The 12,704-nt window shown below is 52.4% G+C and carries 10 protein-coding genes; 4 read left to right on the top strand and 6 right to left on the bottom strand.

The annotated features are described in order from the left end of the window. Positions 1 to 59: 59 nt before the first annotated feature. Entirely contained in the window at positions 60 to 1,922 is a 1,863-nt protein-coding gene (locus M2403_RS11020) for a M3 family metallopeptidase (RefSeq protein WP_259229128.1), read from the top strand. Positions 1,923 to 1,995: 73 nt separating this feature from the next. Here M2403_RS11020 and M2403_RS11025 read toward each other — a convergent pair whose 3' ends face one another. Then, positions 1,996 to 2,628: a flavin reductase family protein gene (locus M2403_RS11025; RefSeq protein WP_259229129.1), complete on the bottom strand. Its 633-nt coding sequence runs from the start codon at positions 2,626 to 2,628 to the stop codon at positions 1,996 to 1,998. 197 nt (positions 2,629 to 2,825) lie between these two features. On the opposite strand from M2403_RS11025, the gene rlmF reads away from it, so the two are divergent. From rlmF to M2403_RS11040, 3 genes are all read left to right on the top strand, one after another. Then, entirely contained in the window at positions 2,826 to 3,794 is a 969-nt protein-coding gene (rlmF, locus tag M2403_RS11030) for a 23S rRNA (adenine(1618)-N(6))-methyltransferase RlmF (RefSeq protein WP_259229130.1), read from the top strand. 340 nt (positions 3,795 to 4,134) lie between these two features. Further along, the gene (locus M2403_RS11035) at positions 4,135 to 5,445 is read left to right on the top strand and encodes a PAS domain-containing methyl-accepting chemotaxis protein (RefSeq protein ID WP_165058195.1); all 1,311 of its coding nucleotides are present in this window, start codon (positions 4,135 to 4,137) and stop codon (positions 5,443 to 5,445) included. Between the two features lie 858 nt (positions 5,446 to 6,303). Beyond that, positions 6,304 to 6,573: a helix-turn-helix transcriptional regulator gene (locus tag M2403_RS11040; protein ID WP_259229185.1), complete on the top strand. Its 270-nt coding sequence runs from the start codon at positions 6,304 to 6,306 to the stop codon at positions 6,571 to 6,573. Positions 6,574 to 7,018: 445 nt separating this feature from the next. Here M2403_RS11040 and ybiO read toward each other — a convergent pair whose 3' ends face one another. The 5 genes from ybiO to M2403_RS11065 form a co-directional block, all read right to left on the bottom strand. Then, on the bottom strand, positions 7,019 to 9,175 hold the full coding sequence (ybiO, locus tag M2403_RS11045; RefSeq protein WP_405047820.1) for a mechanosensitive channel protein: 2,157 nt from the start codon (positions 9,173 to 9,175) through the stop codon (positions 7,019 to 7,021). A 509-nt stretch (positions 9,176 to 9,684) separates the two neighbouring features. Further along, positions 9,685 to 10,407, bottom strand: a complete 723-nt coding sequence (gene glnQ, locus M2403_RS11050) for a glutamine ABC transporter ATP-binding protein GlnQ (RefSeq protein WP_165058189.1) — start codon at positions 10,405 to 10,407, stop codon at positions 9,685 to 9,687. Then, on the bottom strand, positions 10,404 to 11,063 hold the full coding sequence (glnP, locus tag M2403_RS11055) for a glutamine ABC transporter permease GlnP (protein ID WP_152324286.1): 660 nt from the start codon (positions 11,061 to 11,063) through the stop codon (positions 10,404 to 10,406). The genes glnQ and glnP overlap by 4 nt, the downstream gene beginning before the upstream one ends. 110 nt (positions 11,064 to 11,173) lie before the next feature. Continuing rightward, complete coding sequence (gene glnH / locus M2403_RS11060) at positions 11,174 to 11,917, bottom strand: glutamine ABC transporter substrate-binding protein GlnH (protein ID WP_152324285.1); 744 nt, start codon at positions 11,915 to 11,917, stop codon at positions 11,174 to 11,176. A gap of 401 nt (positions 11,918 to 12,318) precedes the next feature. Continuing rightward, entirely contained in the window at positions 12,319 to 12,585 is a 267-nt protein-coding gene (locus M2403_RS11065) for a DksA/TraR family C4-type zinc finger protein (protein ID WP_165058188.1), read from the bottom strand. Positions 12,586 to 12,704: the final 119 nt, after the last annotated feature.

The following is a 12,704-nucleotide window of genomic DNA, read 5'->3' on the forward strand; positions in this document are numbered from 1 at the left end:
CCGCTGACTGAACATACACTCAATGTAAAATCTCTTTAACATTCAGCAGAGAAGATTACATGAAACAGGCTCAGGACTATTTTAACGCCCTCAATCACGACTATCTCGAAGTCCACCGGAACAAAGAAAATCTGTTCTGGCAAAACTATATGGGCACCGGCGATGAAAATGTCTCCCGTGCTTTCTCCGCTGCCGAAACGGCTTATAAACGCTTTATCTCCGAACCGACCCGCCCCGCGCAGTTGCGTGAGGTCATCGCTCGTCTCGAAAAACAAACGCCGGATGCAGAACGTGATGCGCTGCTGCATGGCCTGCGCGGCTGGCTGAGTTTCTTCGACTGCAACGTCATCGAAGACCCTGAAGCGCTGGTGCTGCTTGATGAAATCATTCAGGCGGAATCCGCTCTGTTTAGCAAACGTAAGCAGTACCGCATGACGCACATCAACAGCAAGGGCGAGCGCGTCAATGCCTCGCTGGGTGAGCTGCTGACCAATCAGGCGAACAACGAAAATGAAGCGTACCGCCGCAGTTCTCAAAACGCCTTACGTGAGCTGGAAGAGTGGCTGCTGCATAACGGTTTGCCGCAGCTGATCAACCTGCGTAACCGCTTTGCGCGTCAGCTGGGTTATCGCAATTACTTCGACTACAAAGTCAATAAAACCGAGCGCATGTCACCGGAACAGCTATTCGCCATCCTCGACCGGTTCGAAGAGCAGACGCGTGAGAGCAACACGCGCAGCCTTAATGAGCTGGTGGCGCGTGAAGGTGACGCCGCGCTGCTGCCGTGGAATATTCGTTTCGCCAGCGCCGGTGACGTTACCCGCCAGCTCGATCCTTACTTCCCGTTTGCCGATTCCCTGCGTCGCTGGATTGACAGCTTCAAGCGCCTGAATATCGGCTTTAACGGGGCAGAGATGCAGCTGGATTTGCTGGTGCGGGAAGGCAAATTTGAGAATGGTTTTATGCACGGACCGGTGCCACCGTTTTATGACAACGGCAAATGGGTGCCTGCGGTGATTAACTTCACCAGTCTGGCAAAACCGGATCAGATTGGCAGCGGTGCGAGCGGGCTGAATACGCTGTTCCACGAAGGCGGCCACGCGGCACATTTTGCCAATATCCGCCAGAATGCGCCATGCTTCTCACAGGAATTCCCGCCAACGTCTATGGCCTACGCCGAAACGCAGTCGATGTTCTGCGACAGCCTGCTGGAAGACGCGGACTGGCTGAAACGTTATGCGAAAAACACCGCCGGTGAGCCGGTGCCGGATGAACTGATTCACGCCAGTATCGAAGCCCGCCAGCCAATGCGTTCCTTTAACGAGCGCCATATTCTGCTGGTGCCGTATTTCGAATGGCAGCTTTATCAGTGGCCGGATGAAAAACGCACACCGGAAGCCATGATCGCGCTGGCGCGTGACGTAGAAACCCATATCCTCGGCGTGACCGGCAGCCCGCGTCCGACGCTGGCGATACCGCATTTGCTGTCGATGGAATCCGCCTGTTCTTATCAGGGCTATCTGCTGGCAATGATGGCCGTAGAACAGACGCGCGCTTTCTTCCTTAAACGTGATGGTTACCTGACCGATAACCCGGCGATTGGCCCGGATCTGGCGAAGCATTACTGGACGCCTGGCAACAGTATTAGTCACGACGAGACCTTGCGCAGCCTGACCGGTGAGGGCTTCAATCCGGATTATCTGGCGCAGGCGTGTAATCAGACGGTAGACGCCGCGTGGGAAGATGCTCAGCGCACAATCACAGGCGCTTCTGAACGCGAACAGCCGGAAGCCGATTTCGATCTCAATGTGCATATTCGCGTGGCAGACGGGAAACGTATCCTGGCGGACAGCGCCGACGGCGATGAGGCTATGTGCCAGGATTTTGCGGATTTTGTGGATCAGAATTACGGTTCGAAATAACCGCGGCATAACGTAAAAAACCGCCATCTGGTGCTGAACCGGTGGCGGTTTTTTTTATGGGTTAAATCAGCGGTTATTGGCGGGCGTCAGGGCGTATTAAATCGAACCGCAAATCTTCCGAAATGCCGTAGTAAGCCGAAGGGCCACCGGCACGCAGAACCGGCTCGGCGAGGGCGGTCTGATAAACACCGTCAACCAGCAGGTGCGGCGCGATATGTACGGCAACGACTTCGCCCAGCACCAGCCAGGTATCGATATCCTCACCTGTCGCCGTTTTTAACTGAATACACTGCGTCAGTTTGCATTCAAAATTCACCGGACTTTCCAGCACGCGATCGGCCGCCACAATCTTGCCCGGCTGCGGCGTCAGGCCGGCAAACGTAAATTCATCTTCGCCACGTTCCAGCGTGGCCGAGCTTTCATTCATTCTGACCGCCAGCGGGCGCGTGGTCAGATTCCAGACAAACTCGCCGGTTTCGACGATATTCGCCACGCTGTCTTTCCAGCCGCTGCTGGCGAAACCAATGATCGGAGGGCGATAATTGAAGCAGTTAAAAAAGCTGTAAGGTGCCAGATTTCGCTGACCGGCCGCATTGCGCGAGGAGATCCAGCCAATCGGACGCGGGCCGACAATGGCGTTCAACGGGTCATGCGGCAGGCCGTGACCGCTTGCGGGTTCGTAATAATAACGATCATCAACGCTCATGATATTCCTCAGTTAAAAGATTCATCAAAACACTGATTTGTACATTACCCGTTTTAAACAGGCGCTGAGCGTTTTTATGTGCCCGGATGCGCGCGGCAGGCTGCCCCGGTTTGTGTTATCTTGTGCGCCATTAATGAATATCAACGCCCCATCGCATACTTTGTGCGTCGCGCAACACCTTTCGGAGAGTCAATCAGGTGGAAAAAAAGAAAGTCTTCCCTCAGGAAAAAAGCGGTCTTCACCCGCGAAATCGTCATCGCAGCCGCTATGATTTCCCGGCCCTGATTGCCAGCAGCCCGGAACTGGCGCCGTTTGTCAGTGAAAATAAATGGGGCGATTTGTCTGTCGATTTCGCCAATCCGCAGGCTGTAAAAGCGCTGAACCGTGCTTTGCTCCGTGATTGCTATCAGATTGAAAACTGGGACATTCCGGCAGATTATCTTTGCCCGCCAATTCCTGGGCGCGCTGATTATGTTCACCATCTGGCTGATTTGCTTGCCAGCTGCAACAACGGCAATATCCCGCAGGGTAAAGACATTTCGGTGCTGGATATCGGTGTGGGCGCGAACTGTATTTATCCGATTATCGGCCTGCGTGAATACGGCTGGCGTTTCACCGCCAGTGAGATTGACCCGGTTTCGATGGCTGCCGCGAAAAAAATTGTCGCGACCAACCCGCAACTGACCAATCAGGTACGTTTCCGTTTGCAGGCGAAACCGCCGCGTATTCTCGACACCATTATTCGTCACGATGAGCGTTATGATGCCGTGCTGTGCAACCCGCCGTTCCATGCATCGGCGGCAGATGCGGCGTCAGGCAGCCAGCGTAAACGTCAGAATCTGGGTCTGGATCGCCGTGCCGGTACGGCGGATCTGAATTTCGGCGGTCAGCACAACGAACTGTGGTGTGAAGGCGGCGAAGAAGCGTTTGTTGTCCGCATGGCGGAAGAGAGCGCCGGTAAAGCACAGAACTGTATCTGGTACACCGTGCTGGTGTCTAAAAAAACAACACTTCCGCTACTGTATGACGCGCTCAACGAAGAGGGTGTGACGGATATCCGCACCATCGAGATGACGCAGGGGAATAAAATCAGCCGCTTCGTCGCCTGGACCTTCCTGACGCCATCGCAGCAAAAAAGTTGGGCGATTAAGCGCTGGTCAGTTTGATCACATTGTAATCTTCTTTATTCCAGCCTGTTATTCTGACGAAAAACAGGCTGGAAAAAATACTCCTGCCTGACCTTTCTTTTTCATTGGATTAAATTATGCTTAATTCACTATAAGAAAGTTGATTAATTATCCTGGTAATGATTTATCGCGTGACTTTATTTAAACGCGTTTTGTTTTGGTTCAGCAAACCTTCCTGCAACCCGCCCAGGGGTCAGACTAATGTTCTGTGAGTTATCGTTATTTGACGAATAACCCACAGGGATTAGCACGTGCGTATTTTTTAAATTAATTGCGACCACGCATTAATTCACGTTATCAGCCACAGGGTGTCTGTCCTATGCAATTATTTTCTCATCAGTTTAGTACGGCATGGCGTGATAAATTCGCAGCACTTCAGGACGCTGTCCCGATGATTGTCTTCACGCCAGAGGGCGTGGTGCTTGAGGTCAATGACCTGTTCCTGAAAGGCATGGGCTACAACAGGCAGGAAGTCGTCGGCCAGCCTCACCGGATTTTCTGCACGCCAGAGTTCGTTGCCAGCGATGCCTATCGCTTGCATTGGGAAGGTTTACGGCAGGGAAAGTCCATCAGCGGAAATATCAAACGTGTACATAAAAGTGGGAAATTAATCTGGCTCGAAGCCACGTATGTTCCTGTTAAAAATAAACAAGGCAAAGTCACTGAAATAATTAAAATTGCCAGTGATGTCTCTGAAAGAATTACAGAATCGCACGAGCATCAGGGGATTTTACAAGCACTTGACCGTTCAATGGCACTGATTACTTTTACCCCGGAAGGTAATGTGATTTCTGCAAACAATAACTTCCTGAAAGTCATGGGTTATTCTCTGCAACAAATTAAAGGCCACTCTCATGCGATGTTTTGTCTGCCGAAGTTTGGTGATACCCACGAATATAAAAATCACTGGCAGCGTCTGCGTAACGGTGAATTCATCCTCGGGCGTTTCGAGCGGATGAACGGTCGCGGCCAGGCGATCTGGCTGGAAGCCAGCTATAACCCGGTCATGGATGATGACGGTAAGGTGTTGAAAATCGTCAAAATCGCTCAGGATATTACCAGCCAGATGGCGCAGCAGCGTCAGCAGGAAAGCATGATGACGCACGTCCACGAACTGTCGCTGACGACGGACAAAACGGCGGCAGAAGGGGTGACCATCGTCCAGAAAGCCGTAGAAGATATGCAGGAAGTCGAAGCGCTGGCGCGCCGCACGTCGGACATTATCGGTCAGCTCGGCCAAACCTCAGAACGGATTGGTGAGATGGTGGATACCATCCGGCGCATCTCGTCGCAAACCAATTTACTGGCGATTAACGCCACCATCGAAGCCGCGCACGCGGGCGAACAGGGCAGGGGATTTGCCGTGGTTGCCGGTGAAGTACGTTCGCTGGCAGATCAGTCACGGAAAGCCGCCGTGGAGATTGACCAATTGACGCAAAGTATCCGCGACGGTGTGATGGCGGCGATTGATGGTATGGGAAATTGCGTCAATCGTGCCGGCGGCGGGGTTGCGCTCAGCCGTAATGCGGGTGATGTGATTAATCAGGTCAATCTGGGGATGCAGGATCTGGTACGAATGATGGCGGAGTTTTCGGTTATCACCGGGGATCAGGGGCAAACGAGGCATTGATTGCAGGAGGTCGCTGCACCGGGGCGGCTAACCGATCTTTTTCTCACTTGCAGTGAAGGCGGGATCGAGAGGATTTCGGTTTTTCACTGGCCGTGAGGGCTGAATTGTGAAAATTTCGGTTTTTCACTGGCCGTGAGGGCTGATTTGAGAAAGTTTCGGTTTCTCACGTGCGGTGATCGCTTAACGCGCTGTGGCGAAACCGCCCAAGAGAGGAAAGTGCTTTCCCTCTCTTGGATCTCTCCCCGCTTTTACAACACGCGCTATCGCTTGCTGGCTATGTTCCAGATACCACAGGCTGGAAATCTTGCCGCTGCGCGGTGCCTTCTCCCGGTCCTGAAGCCATAGGTCTTCAGGCCGCTCCGTTCAGCAAGATTTCTGAATCGCCCTCGGGCAAAGAGCCTGTCTCTGATGTAACTCCATGTAACGACTTAAATTTACTCTGAATCAACTTCTCAACTTCATGATTTCGCAATTGGCACGCGGTAAGTCATTACGGTATGATCACTTCGCTGCGGCTCATCCGCAGTTGGGAGTTGCGGCCCAGATTACTGGAGGTAAAGAACGTTCAACGTGATCGTTTTTTACTGATGCCTTGTCACATCCATCGAAAATGATCGCATCATGCGTGAATATAGATGTTCTATGGTGGCTCAGGTGGGGCTGACTTCGGTCAGGCCGGTTTCCAGTAATCCGGTACCGCAATCCCTGTCTGGGCTACCACCCAAAGAGTATTGCGGCTCTCCGGTGGTGGCGTTATTCCATCAAAACTGGAAATGCAAATATGCGAACTCTTCACAATCCGACCTTCCTGCCATTTATACCAAATTTTCACTTTGTTCTCTGGCATGGAGGTATCCAATGAAAACCTATACCGACTGGCATCAGGCCGACATTATTGCTGCTCTGCGTAAGCAGGGAACAACGCTTGCCGCCGTTTCACGCGCAGCGGGTTTATCCTCTTCTACCCTGTCTAATGCGTTATCACGTCCGTGGCCGAAAGGCGAAATGCTGATTGCTTCAGCACTCAATATTCCACCCGCACAAATCTGGCCTAGCCGCTATTTTGATGCGCATGGCCAACTCATCAGCAAGACATTAAGAAATCTCCACGACAAATCAAGAGAATAGTTTTTTGAATTTGTCGAATGGCGCGCTCAAAAATGGCAATCCACATCTCTTAAAGATGGAAAACAGTCTTCTTTTGAATTTAAGATCGTGCGGGCGATTCAGAAATTTTGCTGAACGGAGCGGCCTGAAGACCTATGGCTTCAGGACCGAGAGAAGGCACCGCGCAGCGGCAAGATTTCCAGCCTGTCACGGTGGTAACTGGAACATAGCCAGCAAGCGAAGCGCGGAGTAAAAAGCGAGGGGAAATCCAAAAGGGGAAAAGCACTTTCCCCTTTTGGGCGGTTTCGGCGCGAGAGGCCGCGTGATCACCGCACTTAAAAAACCGAAATATTCTCGATCAAGCCCTCACCGCACTTAAAAAACCGAAATATTCTCGGTCAAGCCCCTACGGCGAGTGAAGAAACCGAAATTATCTCGATACAGCTTCAGCCCTGCGGCCAGCACATCACCTGACTGGCCCTACCACCGGTAAGGCGCCCCCACCGCCAGCATCTCCTTCATCTTTATATATCTGCACCGCCTGCCTTGGCATCACCATGCCCGCTTTCTCGAAGTGAATCTTCACCAGTCTGTCCAGCGCATACTGCACGGTCCACTGTTCCAGCGCTTTTGTGCGCACCAGCACCCGCAGGGTGAAGAACTGATCGCCTAATCCCACGACACCCTGAAAAGTCGGTTCGCCGAGCAATAATGGTTTGATGCTTTCATCCTGTTGCAGCGCTTCTACGGCCTTACGCAGGACGGCGTTGGCGGCGTCCACATCTTCATTGCGGCTGACGTTATAGCTGGCGCGGTAGACGCCAAACTCACGTTCATAATTCGAAAGCGTCGTTATCGAAGAGTAGGGAACGATGTGATACACGCCATAGATATCGCGCAGGCCAATCGAGCGGATGGTCATGCGCTCAACCGTGCCGCTGATGCCCATCACCGTGACGTATTCGCCGGTATTCATACCATTTTCGAACTGGATGAAAATACCGGTGATCACGTCTTTCACCAGCGTTTGCGCACCGAAACTGACGGCCAGACCGAGCGCACCGGCACCGGCCAGCAGTGGGGCGATATTCAGCCCGACCTGCGAGAGCATGATCATAATGGTGATCGTACAAATCACGATCGCGAGGACGTTGCGGAACAGGGTCAGCAGCGTGCGCTCACGGGCGCTCGGACGTGCGCCGTTACTCAGTTCCTGCGCCAGACGATGTTCAATCACGCTGGCAAGTAACGTCCAGGCCACAATGGCGAAGCACAGAATAAACAGCATATGGCCCAGACCGCTGATCACTTTCCCACCGGTCTCAGTCATAAACCATTTGTTGAGATTGAAAATCTGCCACGCGTCGAGCAGCGAGAGCGTCACGCTCAGCACCACCAGCACGCGGATGATTTTCAGACCCGCCGGAATGTACGAATTAATGCGCTTTTGCAGCAGCGGGTAACGGCGGTTAACGTCATCGGGCAGGGTGATACGGCGGTTAATCCAGCGCGAAAGCAGGCCGGAGATGAGCGCACCGATGCCGATAATCACCAGACTTTTAATCGTCGCGGCCATCATAAAGCGCAGACTTCCGGCGAAATCAAACTGCGAAAGGAAGAAGAGCACCACGAAATAACTGACCGCCAGAAGATGCCAGACATGCCCGAGGGCGCGGAGAATGACGCTGAAAAATGCCATCGAGCGTTCAGCCAGCAGGTTGAATTCATGATGAATCGTGCGGCGGTTATGCAGAATCAGCCAGCTGGCGTAAACCGTCAGGGCCAGCATCACCACGAAATTCACTACGGCGGCAGTGGTGTAATTGATTTGTGTGGCAACCACCGGTACGCCGACCATCAGGGCGTAACCAATCAGCCCGCTGACCCACGCCAGACGGGTATTCCAGTAGCGCGCCGTGACATCCGCCAGCGGGAAAGGGCGCAGGTAGCTGAAGCCGGGCGCAAAGATCAGGCGCAAAACGGCTTTGAAGAATTCAATCACCGCAAAGGCGCTGAGGAACAAAGCCTGCAGGCGCGCAATCAGCGGGCTGCCGCCGTTGAAATATTGCGTGAACAAATTCCCGGCAGCGACAGTCAGCAGCAGAATACCGAGGTCAACTGCGAACGCCCCGATAATGCTGGCGGGCAGTTTGTACCAGTGGGCTTCTTTCAGTCGCGCATGGTTTCCCCAACGCCCGAGGCGCAGATAAAGCGGCCCGATTAACCGGCGAATCAGATGGAAAAACGCAAAGGTCACGGCGACGGTCAGCAGAAAATACCCCAACGCCGGGAAGAAACGCGCGGCATTAAAATGATGCTGCGGGCCGGAATTGATGGTGTCTTTAAGCTGCTGTACACGCTTCATAAATCCGGAAGCGGTTTGCTGCGTGGTATCCACCAGCTGGTCAATCAGCGAAAGCTGTTCAGCCTGCGGTGCGGTGTTTTCGGCAGGCGCTTTTGCTGCCGGTGCGGTTCCGGCGGCTTCCCGCAGATGGGTAATCAGCTGCGCACGGGCTTTATCATCCTGAAGAATATCGGCCAGCGCGGCGTAAGAAGCTTTCTGTTGATCGGCGGCAGCGGGTTTTTCCTCAGCCGCATGGCTGAAGGCGCTGAACAGGGAGATTGTGATAAACAGCAGAGCTGAAAATATCGGTGTCTGGATGCGGTGAGCCAACGGAGTCCTGTCGTTATGCGGCATTGTTCCTCTCTCAAAATAGCGTTAGTCGGAAGTGTTGCTGCCCTAAGGGTAAAGCATCGGTGACGGTATTGTAGAAAAATTGTGGCAAAACGTTGTGGGGGGACGTGCCATAAGGGAATGACCGGCAGATCGAGTGTGTTGAAACTCACGGGCGATTCAGAAATCTTGCTGAACGGAGCGGCCTGAAGACCAAAGGCTTCAGGACCGAGAGAAGGCACCGCGTAGCGGCAAGATTTCCAGCCTGTCACGGTGGTAACTGGAACATAGCCAGCAAGCGAAAGCGCGGAGTAAAAAGGCGAGGGGAAATCCAAAAGGGGAAAAGCACTTTCCCCTTTTGGGCGGTTTCGGCGCAGCGCGTTAAGCGATCATCGCACTTGAGAAACCGAAATAATTCCGGTCAGAGTTAAAAGCCGCTCTTGCCGCGGCCTTTGGCATCAGGAAACGTGTTGCAGGAACTCCCGCAGACGCTCACTCGGTGGATTATTCACCAGATCTGCCGGTTTACCGTCTTCCGCAATACGCCCTTTATCGATGAAGATTAACCGTGATGCCACTTTCTCGGCGAAGCCGACTTCGTGGGTTACGATAACCATCGTCATGCCTTCTTCGGCCAGCTGCTTCATGACGGTTAGCACTTCATGACGCAGTTCCGGATCCAGCGCAGAGGTTGGTTCATCGAACAACATCAGCTTAGGTTTCACCGCCAGCGCACGGGCGATTGCCACACGCTGCTGCTGCCCGCCAGAAAGTTCAGACGGATAGTGGTTACCACGCTCGGAAAGGCCGACTTTTGCCAGCAATTCTTTCGCCAGTTTATTGGCTTCATCTTTCGAGGCACCACGAACGCGGATCGGGCCGAAAGCCACGTTTTCCAGGGCTGTCATGTGCGGGAACAGATAGAACTGCTGGAAAACCATACCGGCTTCCTGGCGGATCAGACGTTCGTCGACTTTCGGGTCATTCACTTTCAGGCCATCGACAATCAGCTCGCCGGACGTGATTTCTTCCAGCTTGTTGATGCAACGCAGCAAAGTGGATTTACCGGAACCGGAAGGCCCGATAATAACCACGACTTCACCCTGAGAAATGTTCAGATCGATGTCGTGGAGCACCTGGGTTTTACCAAAGTGTTTTGAGACGTTCTTGAATTCAATCATATAATTTTCAGTTTGCGTTCTAAGCGGCGCAGAACAAAGCTCAGAGCCAGCGTGATGATCAGATAGATAACGGCAACCGCACTCCAGATTTCCATGGCGCGGAAGTTACCGGCGATGATTTCCTGGCCCTGACGGGTCAGCTCGGCGACACCGATGACGATAAACAGCGAGGTATCTTTGATACTCACAATCCACTGGTTGCCCAGCGGTGGCAGCATGCGGCGCAACGCCAGCGGCATGATGATGTAACGCAGGGTCGCACGACGCGACAGACCCAGCGCCAGGCCCGCTTCGCGGAAACCATTATGGATGGACAACACGGCACCACGCGTAATTTCAGCGATGTACGCACCTGAGTTGATCATGATTGTCACCACCGCCGCGCTGAACGGGTCGATACGCAGATCGGGAACCATCATCGGCAGTGCGAAATAAATGAACATTACCTGTACGACAATAGGCGTACCGCGGATAAGCTCGATAAATACCAGTGCGATATTGCTGCTAAACCAGCCACCAAACGCGCGGGCAAAACCCGCAATCACACCAATAATCAGACCGCCAACCAGACCGAGGACCGAAATCCACAATGTCATCTTGGCGCCTTCGAGCAGGATAGGCAGAGCGGGCCAAATTACGCTCCAGTCAAACTGCATGGATTATCTCCTGGTAAAACAACAAACTGCGCCTGTCCGGAGAATTCCCCGTCAGGCGCTTCTTATCAAGTCAGATTTCTATATAGAGGAACGACTTAAATGAAAAAATCTTACTTAGGTTCAGTATCGAACCATTTTTTGTAGATTGCCGCGTAGGTACCATTCTCTTTGATGGTTTTCAGAGCCGCGTTGGCTTTCTCGCGCAGGTCACTGCCTTGCGGGAAGGCGATACCGTATTGCTGACCAGCCAGTGAATCACCGACGGCCTTGAACTGGCCTTTACCGGCAGTTTTGATGAAGTACAGAATGTTCGGGGTGTCGTGCATTACAGCATCAGCACGGCCTGTGCCCAGTTCCATGTAAGCGCTGTCGATGTTCGGGAACTGACGCAAATCTTTGGTCTGCACGTTGGCTTTCATGTAGTCAACGGAGCTGGTGCCGCTTTTCACTGCAACCACTTTGCCTTTCAGATCATTAACGCTTTTGATGGCGTCGTTGTTGCTCTTAACCATCACCATCAGGCCGCTGTTGTAGTAGCCGTCAGAGAAGTCGATCGCTTTTTTACGCTCTGGCGTAATGGTGATACCGGCCAGTGCCAGATCGATGTTGTGAGTTTGCAGGGCAGGGATGATGCCGCCGAAATCCATTGGTTTCAGTTCATAAGAGACTTTCATCTCTTTAGCGACCGCGTCCCACAGGTCGATATCGAAGCCGACATACTTGTCGCCTTGTTTGAATTCAAACGGTACAAACGCAGTGTCGGTAGCTACGATCAGTTTTTTGTCTGCTGCGTGTGAGCTAACGGCAAAGGCCAGGGTCAGCGCGGCCAGGGAAACTTTTAAGAGTGACTTCATCAGTGAATTTCCTTTGTACATATTATGGGAACGACCTTATGTTACGACGCTTAACTGCAAAATTCATGCCATTATTCATCTATATTTAAATTCAATGGCTTATCGTCTTGCTGAACCGTTCAAGCAGCGGATAAATCCGAAATTGCACATTTGTGGTGCATTGTTACATTTTGCAATGTTCTATCGTGGTGCATCGCGTCATCATTAACCAGATGTTGTATTTTAAACAATCATTAATTAACAATCATGCCATCCAAATGATAACTCGCTCTAACTTTTTCAGAACGTGCGTAAAACCACTGCTCAATATTGAAGCAAATGTAAAGAGGGGAAGGGTGGGATCTGAGGAAAAACCGAGGTTGGTTGAACTATTATGGTGCAACCGGTCATAAGGAAAAAATCTAGCGCAGCTGGCTGTCTTTACTTCCACGGCGATTATATCCGGCGTGATCCTGCTGCTTTTTATCCAGCTCAGCCTGGCAGGTGACGCAATACTGAACGCCCTGAAGCGCTTTCCGGCGAGCTTCCGGAATCGGCTCCCCGCATTCCCGGCAGAAATGCTCACTTTCGCCGTGCCCGAGCGACTGACGAGCGCGGTCAACCGCATCATTGACTGTTGAATCTATCTGGTCCTGAACTGCGCCATCTTGCGCCCATCCGCTTGCCATGGTGACCTCCGAATGTTTATCAGATTTATTGGAAAGCAATCTCAGTATTAATCTGAAACGCTATTTTAAGAATAATTCTTAGCAGTGAAGATGATTTTTATTGTAAAACAATGGGTTAA

The sequence above is a fragment of the Rahnella sp. BIGb0603 genome (assembly GCF_024808755.1).
In the GTDB taxonomy this organism is placed as follows: domain Bacteria; phylum Pseudomonadota; class Gammaproteobacteria; order Enterobacterales; family Enterobacteriaceae; genus Rahnella; species Rahnella contaminans.